This is a genomic window from Clostridium sp. RTP31139st1_H3_RTP31139_211217 (assembly GCF_040227035.1).
Classification (GTDB): domain Bacteria; phylum Bacillota; class Clostridia; order Clostridiales; family Clostridiaceae; genus Clostridium; species Clostridium saudiense.
Genome location: NZ_JBCOAB010000039.1, coordinates 1 through 19,611, shown reverse-complemented (window position 1 = coordinate 19,611; position 19,611 = coordinate 1). Strand labels below are relative to the sequence as shown.

General features: G+C 30.1%; 13 protein-coding genes. 1 reads left to right on the top strand and 12 read right to left on the bottom strand.

Features of this window, described 5'->3' with window-relative positions; genetic code table 11:
* Window positions 1-50 precede the first annotated feature (50 nt).
* The 4 genes from ABUA17_RS14245 to gpmI all read right to left on the bottom strand — a co-directional run bounded on the left by ABUA17_RS14245 (window position 51) and on the right by gpmI (window position 9,333).
* Window positions 51-4,052 (bottom strand): CIA30 family protein, encoded by a 4,002-nt coding sequence (locus ABUA17_RS14245; protein ID WP_349818089.1) that lies wholly within the window; start codon window positions 4,050-4,052, stop codon window positions 51-53.
* 320 nt (window positions 4,053-4,372) lie between these two features.
* Complete coding sequence (locus ABUA17_RS14240) at window positions 4,373-6,559, bottom strand: alpha-galactosidase (protein ID WP_055291855.1); 2,187 nt, start codon at window positions 6,557-6,559, stop codon at window positions 4,373-4,375.
* 233 nt (window positions 6,560-6,792) lie between these two features.
* Window positions 6,793-7,659 carry a DegV family protein gene (locus ABUA17_RS14235; protein ID WP_349818088.1) on the bottom strand — a complete coding sequence of 289 codons (867 nt, stop codon included), beginning with the start codon at window positions 7,657-7,659 and terminating at the stop codon, window positions 6,793-6,795.
* Window positions 7,660-7,800: 141 nt separating this feature from the next.
* Window positions 7,801-9,333 (bottom strand): 2,3-bisphosphoglycerate-independent phosphoglycerate mutase, encoded by a 1,533-nt coding sequence (gene gpmI, locus ABUA17_RS14230; protein WP_055276282.1) that lies wholly within the window; start codon window positions 9,331-9,333, stop codon window positions 7,801-7,803.
* Window positions 9,334-9,641: 308 nt separating this feature from the next.
* Between gpmI and ABUA17_RS14225 the strand changes: the two genes are divergently transcribed.
* Window positions 9,642-10,703, top strand: coding sequence for a CHASE3 domain-containing protein (locus ABUA17_RS14225; protein ID WP_042398439.1), 1,062 nt, complete (start codon window positions 9,642-9,644; stop codon window positions 10,701-10,703).
* Window positions 10,704-10,755: 52 nt separating this feature from the next.
* Here the strand turns inward: ABUA17_RS14225 and tpiA are convergent, their stop codons facing one another.
* The 8 genes from tpiA to ABUA17_RS14185 all read right to left on the bottom strand — a co-directional run bounded on the left by tpiA (window position 10,756) and on the right by ABUA17_RS14185 (window position 19,422).
* Window positions 10,756-11,502: a triose-phosphate isomerase gene (gene tpiA / locus ABUA17_RS14220; protein WP_042398442.1), complete on the bottom strand. Its 747-nt coding sequence runs from the start codon at window positions 11,500-11,502 to the stop codon at window positions 10,756-10,758.
* 134 nt (window positions 11,503-11,636) lie between these two features.
* Window positions 11,637-12,815, bottom strand: coding sequence for a phosphoglycerate kinase (locus ABUA17_RS14215; protein WP_042398445.1), 1,179 nt, complete (start codon window positions 12,813-12,815; stop codon window positions 11,637-11,639).
* Window positions 12,816-12,967: 152 nt separating this feature from the next.
* A complete protein-coding gene (gap, locus tag ABUA17_RS14210) occupies window positions 12,968-13,981 on the bottom strand; it encodes a type I glyceraldehyde-3-phosphate dehydrogenase (RefSeq protein WP_005211699.1) in 1,014 nt (337 codons plus the stop codon).
* Between the two features lie 105 nt (window positions 13,982-14,086).
* Window positions 14,087-15,121 (bottom strand): sugar-binding transcriptional regulator, encoded by a 1,035-nt coding sequence (locus ABUA17_RS14205; protein ID WP_195951634.1) that lies wholly within the window; start codon window positions 15,119-15,121, stop codon window positions 14,087-14,089.
* Between the two features lie 304 nt (window positions 15,122-15,425).
* Window positions 15,426-16,262: a DegV family protein gene (locus tag ABUA17_RS14200; RefSeq protein ID WP_042398451.1), complete on the bottom strand. Its 837-nt coding sequence runs from the start codon at window positions 16,260-16,262 to the stop codon at window positions 15,426-15,428.
* Window positions 16,263-16,282: 20 nt separating this feature from the next.
* A complete protein-coding gene (locus tag ABUA17_RS14195) occupies window positions 16,283-16,744 on the bottom strand; it encodes a tRNA (cytidine(34)-2'-O)-methyltransferase (RefSeq protein WP_042398454.1) in 462 nt (153 codons plus the stop codon).
* A 184-nt stretch (window positions 16,745-16,928) separates the two neighbouring features.
* The gene (locus ABUA17_RS14190; protein ID WP_042398594.1) at window positions 16,929-17,765 is read right to left on the bottom strand and encodes an HAD family hydrolase; all 837 of its coding nucleotides are present in this window, start codon (window positions 17,763-17,765) and stop codon (window positions 16,929-16,931) included.
* A gap of 187 nt (window positions 17,766-17,952) precedes the next feature.
* Window positions 17,953-19,422 carry a VanW family protein gene (locus ABUA17_RS14185; protein ID WP_288161176.1) on the bottom strand — a complete coding sequence of 490 codons (1,470 nt, stop codon included), beginning with the start codon at window positions 19,420-19,422 and terminating at the stop codon, window positions 17,953-17,955.
* Window positions 19,423-19,611 lie beyond the last annotated feature (189 nt).

Genomic DNA, 19,611 nt, shown 5'->3' with positions numbered 1-19,611 from the left:
AATAAATCTTCTCAGCTTATTTATATATTATGAAATTTTTATGATCTTACTTAATCATTTTTCTTTCTTTTGGTTAACCTAATACCTCCAACTAAAGCACCTAAAGCTGCTACTACAGCTATAGCACTATTTACTCCACCTGTTTGTGGCAATTTATTATTTCCATTCCCACTGTTTCCATTGCCATTATTAGCATTGTTACCATTATTTCCACCATTATCTGGTTTTACTGGCTCTGTTGGTTTATTTTCATCTTCATCTGGTGTTGGTTCTGGATTTGGTGTTGGTTCCGGCGTTGAAATATCTGATGTATTAATTGCCTTAATATCATCAAAATACATTGTAGATTCAACTGTCCACTCACCTTCATGTCCTTCTGGCACTATAGTATTACACCAAATACCGATACTTGAAATATTAGCTGGATCAAATTCCCCTTTATTCTTACCTATAAAATCTTCAAACTTTAATGTTAGTAATTGTGGTTCTGTAGTTGCTGCAAACTCTGGTAAAAACACTTCAAAATCCTCACCATTACTTGTAATTTGAATAACTAATTTTTGTCCATTTCCATCTGGCTTAACCCATAATTGTAATGCATCATATTCAGACCAATCAACATTTTTAGCTGTTGTCATACCAGCCCAACCTTCACTAGTCTTAGCATTAGAAATTTTATAATTAAATTCTAAGCCATAACTTCCACCATTAAAATTACCTGCTTCACTTGTAATTTGAGGATTTAAAGTACATCCAGGACCTACATTAGTTGCCCATTCATTTAATAATAATGCACTTTCTCCTCTATAGCTTTCAAAATCATCAACTACATTAACTAACTTTTCTTGCTCTTTTATATTAAACATTATCTTATTAGAGCTTATGACTTCCTTATCAACAACTAAATCTATTGAACCAATAATTTCCCCTATTTTTTCTAATATATTTTCTGTTAAATCAGCTGTATAAATACTATCTCCATCTTTATCTTTAGCATTTATCTTTTTGATTTCATTACCATCTCCATCTTTAATCACAAAGAAGACATTTCCCTTTAAATTTTTAATTACTGCTGATATAGTTGTTGCCTCTAAAACTCTTGTACCTGAAATTGGATTTAATATATATCCATATCCATATGCTTCTTCATCAACATTTACATCTAAACTTAAGAACTCACCTGTTTCTTTTGCAAATATTGATCTTTCATCATTATAGAAATCAATAAATTCATTAATCATTTCATGACCTGTAGTTTCAGTCATTCTATATGGTACATAGAAATTCTCTTTATCATCAAAATTAGCCCAAACCATAAAGTATGGCATTCCTGAACCTGATACAACATCTAAAACTTCATTATACCAGTCTTTTCTTATATTACCTACTTGAGCTATTCCTCCGTTTCCAATTCTCATACCAATTTCTGATACTGCTGAAAGCTTTCCTTTCTTTTCAGCTAAACCTTGTACTAATTCAATAGTCTCCTCTAATACACTCATCCAATTGTCATCTTCAGTTGGATTATCATGATACATATCAAATGCTAATACATCTACAAATTCATCACCTGGATAACGTGATAAATAATCTGCTTCATCTTCAAATGGTCCTCCTGGCGAATATACATATAAGAAATTATGAACACCTTTAACATCTCTTAAGTATTCAACTGTATAAGCATATAAATTCTTATAAGTTTGCTCATCACAGAATGCTTTTCCCCACCAGAACCAGCTTCCATTATTTTCGTGGAAGGGTCTGAATAATACTGGTACTCCTTCTTCTTCTAATTGTTTCCCATAGTCAGCAATTAAATCTAAATATCCTAAGAATATTTCATTTAAATCCCCACCTGGCATAATTCTTTGTACTATATCACCTTTAGTAACACCTGGAGTATATCCTGAATAGTCATAATTACCTTCATCATCTAACCCTTTATCCTTAACAATTTCAAAGTTAGGCATATGTGCTGACAATGTTATTATTCCGCCTTCTTCTGCTGCCTTAATTGCAACTTGTACTGCTGCATCTACTCCACCATCTAATTCGTCACCAGTAAAAGATAATGTATCCATTCCAACTAGACCCGCTATTGATCCCGTTATATCTAGAGTATCTGATTTTATTTCACTATCACCATCTGGAATCTCATATTTTCCACCTTTATGATGAGTATCATTTTCATGTCCAAATATAACTTTATCTGTTTTTGAAAGTCCCATTAAATATGAATATAAAGATGCTGTTTCAGCACTAACTTTTTCATCAACTAACTTGACATCATTTGGTGTATCTAACTCACTTACATTTATAGCCGTTTGCTCTTTAACTTCTTCTGTTATCTCAACATAAATATTTTCTGCTTTTTCTTGTGATAATTCTATATTATCAATATAAATATCTCCTTTATAATTACTATTAACACCTATTACAGCTAATATAAGACTATCTATGTCTTTATTTACACCTGCAAATTTAACTGTAATCTTAGCTTTCTTTAATCCCCCATCAATATCTTCTAAATTCTCTAATTGAATATCTTGATAAGTATCAATTGCACCATTTGAATATAACTTAGTTTTAAATGATCCCATGCTCATCTTTTCAGGATCATATATAAAATCATATGATAATAAATTATATCCATTAATATTAATAGCATCTTCAAAATTATTTTGTAATTTAACCTCACTCCAAGACACTTCTGTATCTTTAGTAAAATCAAGTGATAATTTCAATGATCCTCCACCGATATTTTCATCATATTCAACCTTAGGTTTTCCTTGATGTGACCATACACCACCAAACTCCCAACCTTCTAATCCTGCTTTTGCATTATCAAAATTCCATTTTAACGGAGTAACCTCTGTAAGCTCTTCATCTCCAGTACTAGTATTTGAATAAACCTTAATATTATCTAAGTACATCGCTCCAGAATAATCAGTTCCCCCTCCGATTATTTGAATTACTACAGCATTTAATCCTTGTAGTTCACTTCCTACAGTTACTGATGCCGTAGCTTTTGAATATCCATTTCCTAAATCCTCGAATTTATCCTTAGTAAATGAACCATCTGTTCCATCTTGCCATTTCCATTCTCCATTTTTTAAGGCACCTTTGAATTTAATTTCACCATTAAATTCTAACTTTTCTGTAGGTATTAAAATATCAAATTCTACTAATGATCCTGCTGGTATGTTATCTTCTGCATAAGTATAGAAGTTAAACTCATGTTTATTTTCATCCCATCCCCATGTTCCATCAAATTTTGTGTTAAATTTCATCATTTCATTTTCTATTGAAACATCATCAAGTGTTATAACACCATTTACTTCTGCAGGCATATCATTTTCTACTTCAAAGTTATTAGCATAATATTCATTTTCTTCTGTTGGAATTTGTGTTGAATCTTCATTTGTTGAAGGAATTGTTTCAACTTGAATATTATCTATATATATAGGACCAGTATAATTAGTTCCTGCACCTATTATTTCAACAATAACTGCATTTAAACCATTTACTGTATCACTTACCTTTACTGTAGCTGATACTTTTGAATATCCATTATCTAAAGCTCCAAAATCCTTATTTTCAAAAGCTCCATCCGTTCCATTTTTATATACCCAATCTGTATCTTTCAATGCACCCTTAAATTTAATTTGACCTTCAAAATCAATTTTATCACTTGGTATTAATATATCAAAGCTTATCAAAGCTCCATTTTCCATATTTTCAGCTGATTCTATAAGGAAATTCAATTCATGCTTATTACTATCCCAATCCCAACTGCTATCAAAGTTTGTTTCAATCTTTAACATCTCATCTTCAATTGAAACATTTTCATTTGTAATTACGCCACCCACTTCATTAGGTGTTCCATCATTTGAAAAATCATTTGTATAAATTACTTTTCCTGCCTCAGATTGAACCCCATAATTATTAACATTTAAACTATTAGTTGCATAAACTACTGTTTGAAATTGACTTACTGCTACTGAAGTTGCTAATACTAAAGCTGCTAATCTTTTATTTATCGTAAATTTCATTACTTTCTCCCCCTATTTTATGTGTTACTTTAACCCCATATTAAAACGTTATCAAAGATTATGAATAATTATCTATCTATTAAAGATCTACACCTCCCCCCTAAATAATTAGGGTTATATTACTTTAATTCTATTTTCTTATGTAATTATTTACAATCTCAATATATCTACAAATGAATTATCGCTAATAATTAATAATAATTGTTAATAATTCATAAAATTTAAAGCTATTTAAATATTAGCATTATTATTGAAATTTATAATCATCAATATAAGTTTCTAATATATTAAATAGCTTTACTTGTAATTTTTATAATCTCTTATTCAGCAGTTAAATGTATTAACTTTGATGAATAATCTCCATATAAAGAAACATTAAGTCCAGCATACATTAATGCTCCTCCCGAAATTACTTCACCACTTTCTTCAACTTTATACATTTTATCTTCCACTAAACCTTTTAGTTTAATTCTTCTACTGTGATAATTTGGTCTTCCAAGAACTTGTACACAAGTTACTAATACTTCATTTTTATCTTTAGATACAACTTCCCAAGCATCAAAGCCATGATTTTCTGAGAAGTTTTCTATACGATAATAATCTCCTCTTCTTATTAAATCATTATACTTATGATACATTTTAACTTGAGACGGTATCATTTCTCTATCTTTTTCTGGTATTCTAGTTACATCTAATTCATATCCAAATGTTCCTGCTAATGCCACATGACCTCTAGTTTCAAAAGGTGTAGTTCTTCCTACTGTATGGTTAGGACAATCACTTACATGTGCACCCATCGCTGAAAGTGGATAAACCATTGAAGTTCCTTCTTGAATTTTTAATCTTTCAATAGCATCGGTATCATCTGAACACCAAATTTGTGGACTATAGTATAGCATACCTGGATCAAATCTTGCTCCACCACCAGAACAATTTTCTAGTAATATATGTGGAAAATCAGTAGTCAATCTATCCATCATTTCATAAACTGCCAACATATATCTATGGAATAATTCACCATGTTTTTCTGGTGACAATGCTAAACTTCCTAAATCAGTTAACTGCCTATTCATATCCCATTTTACATAAGTTATATTTGCACTTGAAAGAACCTTTTTTATACTTTCATATATATAATCTACTACCTCTTGTCTAGATAAATCTAATACATATTGTTCCCTACATAATGCTGGCTCACGGCCTTCAATATGAATACACCAATCTGGATGTTCCCTAAATAAATCTGAATTTGGTGAAATCATTTCTGGTTCAAACCATATTCCAAATTCCATTCCTAATTTATTAACTTCATCTACAAGATTCTTTAATCCACCTTGAATCTTTTCTTCGTTAACTATCCAGTCACCTAATGAAGAATTATCACTATTTCTCTTTCCAAACCATCCATCATCCATAACAAGCATTTCTATTCCTAATTTTGAAGCTTCTTTTGCTATAGATAATAATTTTTCTGTATTAAAATCAAAATAAGTTGCTTCCCAGTTATTTATAAGTATTGGTCTTTTCTTATCTTTAAATTGCCCTCTAATTAAATTATTTCTATATAAATCATGGAAAGTTCTTGTCATCTTTCCTATACCTTTATTTGAATATACCATTACTACTTCTGGTGCTACAAACTCTTGTCCTTCTTCTAAAACCCAAGCAAAATCTTCTGGATTTATTCCCATAACTACTCTTGTTGTATCAAATTGACATCCTTCAACTTGAGTAAAGAAATTTCCTGAATAAACAAAATTAAATCCATAAACATTTCCACTTTCATCAGTAGCATCATTATCTAAAAGAGCTATAAATGGATTATCTTGATGACTTGATTCTCCTCTAATACTAGATACAGCTTGTTTACCATAGCTTATCTTCTTTCTTGAAATATGTCTTTCTCTTGCCCATGATCCATGAAGAGAAATCATATCATAATTTACTCCATCAAAATCCACACAAGTTGATAGCACTTTAGTAAGAGTTACTGGATTATTAGAACAGTTCTTTACTCTTATACTTCTAGTTATTACATCTACACTTTCAAATGTTGTATATACTAAAACTACTTCTAAATTTAAATCTTTATCTAAACATGTTATTTCTAAAGTTGTACATTCATTTTCATCTCCAAAAGTAGCAGGAAGTCCTTTTAATGATTTCTTTCCTTTAAATATTTCATGAGATACGTATTGCAGTTTACAAGCTGTATGTCCATTATTATCTCTTACTTGCAAACATGATTCTCTAAAGTCGCCTATACCATGTGTTGAATATTCCATTGGGAAGCTATCATAAAATGATACTCTATCTCTATTATTTTTTGATGGTACATATGGCGGCTCATCTATACGCAATAAATAATTAACGTTTTCATCAACTATCTTATTTCCAAAATAAACATGTCCAACAAATTGTTCCTCATCTACTATTGCTATAATATAAGATGTATCTTTTGAATCTAATTTAAATACTTTATGTTTTTCTATAAATCTTATACTCATACTCTTCTCCCCTAATTATTATATATTATTATCACAAAATTAATTTTCAACTCTAACTTATTATAGTTACCTCCTTAAATCAATATTATTTAAAATCTTATTAATATTAATCGATATTACTGATTTTTTGTTTATATTACCACCAAAAAGCCATTAATAATACCATAATAATTTCATTAAAAACATAAAAAAACTGTATAAAAACTACTTATAGTTTTTATACAGTTTAACTTTTATCTATTACTTCCTAAAAATACTGCTGCTAAAACTCCTGGGCCTGCATGAGCACCTACAACATTTCCAACATAATTTATAATTACATTCTTAAATTTTACTTCTTCTAAAATCATATCTCTTAAAGTTTCTGCTTCTTCTAAGCAATCACCATGACATATATATAATATTTCATTTTCAGTATCTACAGCTTTTTCTCTAACTTCATTTACTAAAAATCTTAATGCCTTCTTCTTACCTTTAATTTTTTCACCTTGAATCAATTTACCTTCATCATCTAAAAATAAAGTTGGCTTAATATTTAAAAGACCTCCAATAGCAGCAGTTGCACCTGAAATACGTCCACCTCTTTTTAAATGATTTAAATCATCTATTAATATGGAATGTATTACTTTTCTCTTATTTTCTTCTAGCCAATTAACTATTTCTTCAGCCCCTATTCCACTATCTCTCATTTCACATGCTTTAGCTACTAGTAACCCTTGACCAACAGAAACACTTAATGAGTCAACTAAATAAATATTTGCATTTGGATATTCATTCATTAAATTATTCTTTGCTATATTAGCACTATTAAATGTCCCACTTAAACTTGATGATAATGATATATATATAATTGAATCTCCATTTTTTATATATTTAATAAATTCTTCTTCAAAGTCATGAGCATTTATTTGAGATGTTGTCGGTGTTGCTCCTTCTCTCATCTTATTATAAAAATCTTTATAACTTAAAGTTTCACCTAAATCATCTTTTATTGCTTGTCCATTTAAATTTAATATTAATGACAATAATCCTATATTATTATTTTTTATATAATCTCTTGTTAAATCACATGCTGAATCCGTTATTATCTTTATTCCCATAATTTTAATCCTCCACTAACTTTATAATAGCTGTGTTTTGTTTTGTAAAGAAATTATATATGTAAATATTAAAATTGTCAAATGTTTTGATATTCAAACTATACACACAAAAAAGAGAGGGATTCCCCCTCTCCTAAAATACTATTTTATTAAAGATTCACCTGACATTTCAGCTGGAACATCTAATCCCATAACTGTTAACATTGTTGGTGCTATATCAGCAAGTTTTCCATCCTTTAAAGACTTACCTTCTGTGTGGTTAGATACCCATACAAATGGAACTGGATCAGTTGTGTGAGCTGTAAATGGATTTCCTGTTGTTAAGTCAATCATAGTTTCAGCATTTCCGTGGTCAGCAGTTATAAACACTGTTCCATCTAATTCTAAAACTTTATCAACTACTCTTCCTAAGCATGTATCAACAGCTTCAACAGCAGCTTTAGCAGCTTCCATTACTCCAGTATGTCCAACCATATCTGGGTTAGCATAGTTTAATATAATCATGTCATACTTATCTGAATCTAATCTCTTTATTAATTCATCAGTTAATTCTGGTGCACTCATTTCTGGTTTTAAGTCATAAGTTGCAACCTTTGGAGATGCAATAAGAGCCCTATCTTCACCTTCGTTTTCTTTTTCAACACCACCGTTGAAGAAGAATGTAACGTGAGCATATTTTTCAGTTTCTGCTATTCTTAATTGATTTAATCCCTTAGAAGCAACATATTCACCTAAAGTATTAGTTATTGCTTCTGGTCTGTAAGCAACTTCAACACCTTCTAAAGTCTTATCGTATTGAGTCATTGTTACAAATACTAAATCTAAAGTTTCTCTTTCAAATCCAGCAAATTCTTTATCGTTTATAGCTCTAGTTATTTCTCTAGCTCTATCAGGTCTGAAGTTAAAGAATACTACTGAATCCCCATTCTTTATTGTTCCAGTTGGAGCTCCATTTTCTTCGATAACGCATGGTAATACGAACTCATCTGATTTGTTATCAGCATAAGATTTTTCCATACATTCAACAGCAGATGTAGCAGTTTCACCTTTTCCAAGTACCATTGCATCATAAGCTAATTGTACTCTTTCCCATCTGTTATCTCTATCCATTGCATAGTATCTTCCTGAAATAGAAGCAATTTTACCTACTCCGATTTCAGCCATGTAGTTTTCTAATTCAACAACGAAGTCTTTTCCTGAACCTGGAGCAACGTCTCTACCATCCATAAAGCAGTGAACATATACATTTTTAACTTCTTGTTCTTTAGCTAATTTTAATAATCCTTTTAAGTGATCTATATGAGAGTGAACTCCACCATTAGATAATAATCCCATTAAGTGTAATGCACTATTATCTTTTTTAGCATTTTCCATAGCTCTTAATAATGCTTCATTTTTAAAGAATCCACCTTCGTTTATTTCTTTAGTTATTCTTGTTAATTCTTGGTATATAATTCTTCCTGCACCAATATTTAAGTGTCCTACTTCTGAATTACCCATTTGTCCATCTGGTAATCCAACAAACATTCCGCTTGCTTGTAATTCTGAGTGAGGATAGTTTGCAACTAATTTATCAAAGTTTGGTTTATTAGCAGCTGCAACTGCGTTTCCATCACCTTCTGGAGCAATTCCAAATCCATCTAATATCATTAACATTACAGGTTTCTTAGCCATAATTCCCTCCAAATATATAAATACTTTTTAGTTTCAAAAAGACTTATAACCTTGTGAGTTTCATCATATAGCTTAAGTCCTCTCTGAATCTCACTCGTCATTAGTATTCTTATTGAACCATTTTTATTATACTATAATTATTATTTCTAAACAATATAGATACTTTTTTGTAAACGATTGTCTAAAAAATTTTCTGATAATTTATTTTTAGCATTTTTATCAATAATTATTTTATTATTTATTAAAGTCACTTAATATTTATTTCTTTTCATATAATGAATTAGAATATCTACAAAGGATGGTTTATTATGAAAAAGCTTTTAATTTATATTATAATTCTAGCAATAACGCTAATTGTGACATTAAATCTCTTTGTATTTTATAACAATTCTTCGCTATCAAATACTTTAAATAATTCAGATAATATTAGGAATACAATAACTGAGCTTGATAACTTTAAAACTACAATAACTGAAATGAGTGATTCTCAAGAATCTTTTATAGTAACAGGCAATTCAAAATATAAAGATGATTATGAAACTAACTTAAACAATGCTTATGATTATTCAGATACACTTTTAAATAATGGAATAATATCAACAGAAGATAAAAATACACTTGTTGATTTAATTAAAGATTATGATTCCATAAATCAAACAATTTTTGATAGTAGTATAACTTATCCTGCTTCAAAAGATTTTGAAACCCTTGTTACCAATTCTAATAATGCTAAGTTAAAAATTCTTCACTCTGTTAGTAATCTTATAGCTGCTCATAGGGATTCTCTTGAAAAATCATCAAATAATATTTCGCAATCCATTGGTAATCAAAAAACTTTTATAAGTTGGATTAGTAGTATCTTTACTGCTTTAATGGCTATTCCTCCACTACTTGCAAAAAAATTCATAAATAACTCTAAGAATATTAGTAATAGTTTTACTTCCTTAACATCAACTAATACAACTAATTCTAATAGTAATGATGAATCTTCAACTTTATCTGATTCAATTAGTACATTAGAAACATTTTTCAACTTTCAAAATAATGCTGAGGAAATAAAAGAAGTACGAAACCAATTAATTCAAAATGCTACATTAATTAATTATTTGAATGTTGTCGACTTTAACAATTTAGAAATGTCAAAAAACTATAATGATTGTAAAAATGAATTATCATCAATCATTAATGAATTTATTAATATTGAAAAGAAATGTTTAGAGAATTCATCAATAGATATATGTAATGAAATAGAATCAATAAAATTAGCCTTAGATCAACTTTCAAATTCTATAAACAATTTATATAACTATAATGAATATATGATTAATATAAGTAAAATACTTCTTAAGAAAACTATTGATTCTAAATAATTTAATAAAAAAAGAAATCCCTAGCAGAGGATTTCTTTTTTTTTATTAAATTCTAGTAGTTTACGATTTGAGCAAAATCAGTAGCAACTAAACTAGCTCCACCAACTAAAGCTCCATCGATATCAGATTGAGCCATTTGAGCTTTTATAGTTCCTGGCTTAACTGATCCACCATATTGGATTCTTACTTTGTTAGCAACTTCTTGACCAAACATTTCAGCAACAACGCTTCTTACAGCCATTATTGTTTCGTTTGCTTGCTCATCTGTAGCAGTCTTTCCTGTTCCGATAGCCCAGATTGGTTCGTAAGCTATAACAACTTTTTCTGCTAATTCTGGTGATAAACCTTCTAAATCAGCTTTGATTTGAGCTCCAACAACTTCGTTAGTTGTTCCATTTTCTCTTTGCTCTAAAGTTTCTCCACAGCAAAGGATTGGAGTTAAGTTGTGAGCGAAAGCAGCTTTAACTTTCTTGTTTAAAGCTTCATCAGTTTCGTTGAAGTATTCTCTTCTTTCACTATGTCCTAAAACAACATAGCTAACTCCCATAGCTTCTAACATTCCTGGAGCAACTTCACCAGTGAAAGCTCCTTTTTCTTCAAAGTGCATGTTTTGAGCAGCAACTTTGATGTTTGATCCTTCAACTGCTTTTAATACAGCATCTAAACAAACAAAAGTAGGGCAAACTACTACATCACAAGTAGCATCCTTAACTAATGGTTTTAATTCATTTATAACTTTAACAGCTTCTTCTGGAGTGTAGTGCATCTTCCAGTTTCCAGCGATAATAGCTTTTCTCATTGTATTCACCTCTATAAAAAATTTTTCAAAATTTTAATTAATAATTAAGTTAGAAACTGCTAATGCAGTTTCTAAAAAATATATTTTTCTAAAGTCAGCCAAAGCAGACTTTATTACTTAACTATTAACAGCTCTTATTTATCGTTTAAAGCAGCGATTCCTGGTAAAGTTTTACCTTCTAAGAATTCTAATGAAGCTCCACCACCTGTAGAGATGTGAGTCATTTTGTCTCCGAATCCTAAGATGTTAACAGCAGCAGCTGAGTCTCCTCCACCGATAACTGTTGTAGCATCTGCATCAGCCATAGCCTTAGCAACAGCAATTGTTCCTTTGTTGAAGTTTTCGAATTCGAATACTCCCATTGGTCCGTTCCAGATAACAGTCTTAGCATCTTTAATTGCGTCAGCATATAAAGCTTCTGTCTTAGGTCCGATATCTAATCCCATGAATCCAGCTGGAATGTTTTGATCTTCAGTAACTGTAGCTTCAACATCCTTGAATCCATCAGCAATTCTGTGGTCTACTGGTAATAAGAATTTAACACCGTTAGCTTCAGCTTTAGCTATCATTTCCTTAGCGTAGTCCATTCTATCATCTTCACATAAAGAAGTTCCGATTTCATATCCTTGAGCTTTTAAGAATGTGTAAGCCATTCCTCCCCCAATGATGATTGTATCAACTTTTTCTAATAAGTTGTTGATAACAGCTATTTTATCAGAAACCTTAGATCCACCTAATATAGCAACGAAAGGTCTAACTGGGTTGTTTACAGCTTCCCCTAAGAATTTTAATTCTTTTTGGATTAAGTATCCGCATACAGCTGTATCTACAAACTTAGTAACACCTTCAGTTGAAGAGTGAGCTCTGTGAGCAGTTCCGAATGCATCATTAACGTAGATATCACATAAAGAAGCTAATTCCTTAGATAATTCTTCTCCGTTCTTAGTTTCTTCTTTTCTGCATCTAGTGTTTTCTAATAATACAACGTCTCCGTCTTTCATATCAGCAACAGCTTTTCTAGCATTTTCTCCAACAACTTCTTCATCTCTAGCGAAAACAACTTCTTTACCTAACATTTCGCTTAATCTTACAGCAACTGGTGCTAAAGTCTTAGAAGCATCTTTTCCTAAGTGAGAGCAAAGTATAACTTTAGCTCCATTTTCAACTAAGTACTTGATTGTTGGAAGAGCTCCTACTAATCTATTTTCATCAGTGATAACTCCATCTTTTAATGGAACGTTAAAGTCACATCTTACTAAAACTCTTTTACCGTTAACTTGAACATCTTCAATTGTTTTCTTATTAAAGCTCATTCTTTTCACCTCATAATTTATTCATAATTTTATCTATAATTTTAAAATAGGCCCGGTCTTATAAGTATGCCTTAGAGACCGGACCCATTTTAGGATCTTATAAGAGTGCTTTTGTAAGCATCTAATCCGTATATATAATTATCTATTAAAAATTAAGCTAATTCAGCGAAGTATTTAATAGTTCTAACCATTTGGCTAGTGTATGAGTTTTCGTTGTCATACCATGAAACAACTTGAACTTGGTATAATCCTTCTCCGATTTCAGATACCATTGTTTGAGTTGCATCGAATAATGAACCGTATTTGATTCCGATGATGTCTGAAGAAACTAATTCTTCTTCAGTGTAACCGAATGATTCGTTAGAAGCAGCTTTCATAGCAGCATTGATTCCTTCTACAGTTACATTTTCACCCTTAACAACTGCAACTAAGATTGTGCTTGATCCAGTTGGAACTGGTACTCTTTGTGCAGAACCGATTAATTTTCCGTTTAATTCTGGAATAACTAATCCGATAGCTTTAGCAGCTCCAGTTGAGTTAGGTACTATGTTAACAGCCCCAGCTCTAGCTCTTCTTAAATCACCTTTTCTTTGAGGACCATCTAAGATCATTTGGTCTCCAGTGTAAGCGTGGATTGTTGACATTATTCCTGATTGGATTGTAGCGTAGTCATTTAAAGCTTTAGCCATTGGAGCTAAGCAGTTTGTAGTACAAGATGCAGCTGAAATTATGTTATCTTCAGCAGTTAATATATCTTGGTTTACGTTGAATACAACTGTTGGAAGGTCGTTTCCAGCTGGAGCTGATATAACAACTTTCTTAGCACCTGCTTCAATGTGAGCTTGAGATTTAGCTTTTGATACGTAGAATCCAGTACATTCTAAAACTACGTCAACACCAATTTCTCCCCAAGGTAATTTAGAAGCATCAGCTTCAGCATATATTCTAACTTCTTTTCCATCAACAGTGATAGAATTTTCTCCAGCAACAACTGTATCACCTAAAGCGTATCTACCTTGTGCTGAATCATATTTTAATAAATGAGCTAACATTTTTGGGCTTGTTAAATCGTTGATAGCAACTATTTCATACCCTTCTGCTCCAAACATTTGTCTAAATGCAAGACGTCCTATACGTCCAAAACCGTTTATTGCAACTCTTACCATTACAATTACCTCCTAAAAATAGATATTATATATTTAAAATTAAATTTTAAATCGTAATTAATATGTTGAAATATCTTAATTAACAAACTTTATTCTAATTAAGTATTATTTATTTAACTTAATTAATTCAGCAATTTTTCTTCCTGCAGCTTCATCTGTTACTAAAACAGCATTTGAATTATTCATTTCAGCTGCAATAATAGCTTCCACTTTATTTTCTCCTGCAGCCACAGCAATATGCGTGTTAATTTTTTTAGTATCATTAATATTTATTCCAATTGGTGTATTTTCTGAAACAACTTCTGAATTTTTATTAAAATAACATCCAAAAGCTTCACCAACTGCTCCTAACTCTTGAAGTTTACTTATATATTCTTCTGACAATCCACGCTTTTTAGCCATATGAATTGCATTACCTATTCCATAAATTAAAATATCAGCATTATGAATAGTATCAATAACTTCTTTTATTTGTTTTTCTTTAAGAAGTCCTTCTAATACTTTATGGCTTACATTTTCAGGAATGTGTAATAATCTATAAGTTCCATCAAGTTTATTTGCTAACGATGCTGCTAGATAATTAGCTTGACTTTCAACTTTTCTTCCCATTCCGCCTCTAGCAGGAATAACAAGAACATCTGAAACATTATTTACCTTTGGAAAAGCTTCAACCACTTCTTTAATTGTGCTTCCTCCAGTTATGGCAATTATATCTTTATCTTTAATAAGATTCTTTATATAGTTAGCTGCTGCTCTACCTAGTTCCTTAATGGTTTCTGGATTTTCATCAACATTTCCTGGAACTATAACAACATCTTTTACGCCTAAAAATGATTTAATACATTGCTCAATATCGTTTAACCCTTTAATTTCATAGATAAATTCTTTTAATCCATCTAATACTTTTTGTCCATCTTTTGTAACTGTCATACCAGGGGTATTAATTTCTATTAAGCTTTGTGATTTTAATAAATCAATTTCATTTCTAACTACTCTTTCGCCAAGATTAAGTTCATTTGCTAGTATCCTTCTTCCAATAGGTTGGTTATAATAAATTGTCCTTAAAACATTATATCGCTTTTCCAGGACTTCCACTAGCTCAGGAACTATCTTTCTTTGCAACTCTAATATTTCCTGCACCACAGACCCTCCTTTGGACTAAAAACGTCCCAGCAATGACTTTTATGTCCCACATTTATTATTATAAAACAGATATCTAAAATTTGAAAGTCTTTCTAGTAATTTTTTTTATATTTTTTTCTTTTTTTTGCTTATAATGAGTTTTTACTCTCACCAAATCTATGTTTTACCAGCTTTCAAAATCATCTTTTATAAGTTTACTATTATATTTTATACTAATTATGTATATCTATTCATTAAATTTTTTCCAATTAATATAAAAAAATAAGCAAGAATAACTATAAAGTTATTACTTGCTATTACATTATTTTTCAATAAAGAAAACTCCACATGCTTTAGTCCCTGAATGTATTCCCACCGTACATCCAACTATTCCATGAATATACTCTATATTTTTTTCTTCAAAATACTTTTTAAGTCCTTCATATATTTCTTCATTTAAAATTTCATCTATTACTATTGGAGAATCAAAATCAACATTTCCATTTTCAAAATCAGAAATAACTTTCTTTAAAGCTTTTTTACTACCTCTAACTTTATCTTTGACAGCCATTTGCCCATCTTTTACTTCTAAAATAAGTCTTAACCCTAAAACACTACCAATTGTTCCTGCTGTTTTAGAAAGTCTTCCACCTCTAACTAAGTTTTCTAGTGATTCAAAACTTAAAGAACTCTTAACCTTTGGAATTAAATTTTTAATTTTTTCTTCAATTTCAAAGATATTATCTCCATTATCTCTAAATTCACATGCCTTTAATACTAAAACACCTAATCCAGATGTTACATTCCTAGAATCAATTACAACTATATCATCACTTTCTAACATATTTTTTGCTATACATGCTGATTGATATGTCCCACTCATTTCTGATGATAATGTTAATGTTACAATCTTATATCCTTCATCTAAATATTTTTTAAATGTTTCTTCAAATCTGCTTGGTGTAACTTGAGCTGTTGTAGGAAGAATATTTTCCTTCTCTATTCTTTCTAACATATCATGTGTATTTATTTCTACTCCATCTAGGTAACTTTCTTCTCCAAAGTTAATTAATAAAGGTAAAACTTCAATTCCCTTTTCCCTAACAAGATCTGCTGGTAAGTCTAAAGTACTATCAGTAATGATCTTAATTTTTTCCATACAAGTACCCCCTATTATTATTATTTCATATTTGGAAAACCAATCTGTTTTAACGCCTCATAAGCTACTATTGCTACCGTATTTGATAAGTTTAAACTTCTTGTGCTAGTTTGTATCATAGGTATTCTTATTCCCATATGTGCATTATGTACTTCATTAGGAACACCTGATGATTCTCTTCCAAACATTATAAAATCTCCCTTTTGGAACTTTTCATCTGAATATATATTTCCTCCGTGAGTAGTAGCTAGAAATATTCTCTTATCTCCATATTTAGCCATGAATTCTTCATATGATTCATGCACTTCTAATTTTAAGTCTTTCCAATAATCTAAACCTGATCTTCTAACAGCCTTATCATCAATACTAAACCCTAAAGGTTTTATTAAATGAAGTGTTGAATCTGTTAAAACACAAGTTCTTGCTATATTTCCAGTATTTTGCGGTATTTCTGGTTGATATAAAACTATATTTAAATTCAAAGATTTCACCTTCCAAAACAAAAAGTAAGATGATATAACATCTTACTTTACACTATTTATATATACTTTATGATACTATATAGTCTTTTAATAGTCAAAGCATTTTACAGTTTGTTAATTTTTGAATAGATAATTATTATTCTTTATATTATATATTATGCTATTATTATAACAATTATTTAAACTATTTTTCTTTTAATATAAATTTATTAATAGCCTTTGCAACTCCATCATTCCTATTAGTATCAGTTATATAATCTGCTATATTTTTAATCTTTGGAATTGCATTCCCCATTGCTATTCCTAATCCTGCTAATTCAATCATCGACATGTCATTTTCATTATCTCCGATGCAAATCAACTCTTTTTCACTAATATTATACTTATCTATTAATGCTTTAACTGCATTTCCTTTTGATGCATTTCCATAATTAATTTCTAAGCTATGTCCTCCTGATGAAAAACTAACAATATCGTTCAAACTATTTATTTCATTTTTAATTTTTAATATAGTGGACTTAAAGGGGCTTATAACAATGGACTTATCCATATCCTCATTATTAAATATTCTTATCCATTCCTCCTTGCTTCTAACATTTATATATTTTACATTTAAATGTTCACAACACACTTGTTTTGTCATATAACACTGCGTCGATACTTTAGTTAACCAATTATTACAGTAAATAGTGTCTTTCGTATTAAATTGAAAGAAAGTATTATATTTTATTAATATCTCAAGTATTTTAATACATTCTTCCTTAGGAATAGAACATTCATATATAACCTCATTAGTTTTTTGATCTATAACAATAGCACCATTAGCTGCTACTACAGGAGAATCTACACCTAAAAATTTCGAAAAATACAATGCATTATTATATAATCTGCCTGTAGTTACAACTATTTCAACTCCCATATCATGCGCTTCTTTTATTGCTCTTTTATTTTCTTCTGAAATTCCCTTTCTTCTCCCTAACAAAGTGCCATCCATATCTATGCATACCATCTTATATTTCATATAAAACTCCTTACCTTCCAACTTTACTCCTTAAAACCATACATTATATTTTATAACTTATACTTATAAAAGGTTTTTTATTTTATAAAAAAAGTCATAATATAATGTTATTGACTTATATTTCGTCCCTAACATATATTATGACCATTTTATAATTTACAATATTTTATTATGTAAATTTTTTTATTTAATTTGCTGGTGTTTCTTCAGTTGGCTGTTCTGGTGTTGTTTCTGCAGGTTGTTCTACTTGAGCTTCAACCTTTTTCGTACCAACACTAACAACTTCATTTCTTGCTGAGTAAACATCTGTAGATATAAGCTCTTTATTTATTTGAACTCCATTTTCATAAGTTACTAAGTATCCACTTGCCTTACATCCATTTGCTCCTGATGATTTAACAATTCTTGTTCCTTCATTTAATGAAGCATCTTTAACTTCTTCTGTACCATAATTGTAAGTTTCTAATATTTCATTAACAAGCTCATAAGTTTTTCCACCCATAGCTTCCTTATTCCCAAAAATATTAAATACTACTTGATTTCCTGATAAGTACCCTTGAATATAAACTGGGAAATCATAAGTATTTACAAACTTATAATCTATGTATCCAGCTGCAACTGTGGCATCAAGTCCTGGCTTAGCATATCCAACTGTCATTGAATGATTTCTTCTTTCAGTTGATCTTATATTAGCTTGTATTACTGCCCTATATAGAGTACTTGATACTTGACATACACCTCCACCATATCCTGGGACAATTGTTGCTCCTACATATGTATTTGCTTCTTTATATCCTCTTTCTGGAGTTGTTGGTCCAATAGTATTATTATAACTAAATTCATCACCTGGCATTAATAATGTTCCATTAATATATCCAGTAGCTATTCTTAAATTTTCAACTCTTCCAGAATCTGATTGGCTAAATGTACTTGAAAATGATGACATTATTCCATTAATTTTATTTAATGCCTCCGCTGTAATCCTTGGAGAATACTCTTGTAACTCAACACTTACTTCTTCTGCCTTTTCTGGATCTGGGTCTATACAACCTTTTATCTCATTTATTAAAGCCTCTACATCTATATGCTTTCCATTAGTCTCTTGAGTAACTGATATATTGCTGCCACTAATCGAAATAGTTGCATCTACTGCCTCAACTTTAACTTGATTATTAACGTTGTTTGCAAATTCATTAACTTTTTCTTCATCATAGCTTAATACAGTATCAACATTAACCTCTACACCATTTTCTATCATTTTCTTTTTTTCAAATAATTTGGCATCTTTTCCATATTCTAAAGCTTCTTCCACAGTCTCATCTGCACTTACTGTTGGATTAACATCTGAATATTTTAATTCAAATGAATTATCACCAACTGAAACCTTTATTACTTTATCACCAATTAAAGAAAGTAGTTGAGTATTAATTAAATCTATTGCTTCTTCTTTTGTTTTACCACCTAAATCTATTCCATAAGCTTGTACACCAGGATATATTTTATCATTCCATGCTTCAACTTTGTTTTTGACACTCAAAACATAAGCACCACATATCCCTGTAACCAATACTACAATACTTGCTATTATAATTATTAGTTTCTTATTTTTAGACATAGCAGCTTTTAATTTACCATCTTTCGATTCTTCAGTGTTCACGCCTTTACTCCTCCCACAAAAAATATCTATAATTGCTTATAATTGCATTATATATTAATTATATTCCATTATTTAATTTAATACAATTAATAAAATCATTCCAATTTTTTTAATATGACGAATTGTCAAGCTAAGTGCAACACTTAGCTTGTTCTTCGTTAAATGCTTCTAACGGTGTCTTGTATCCAA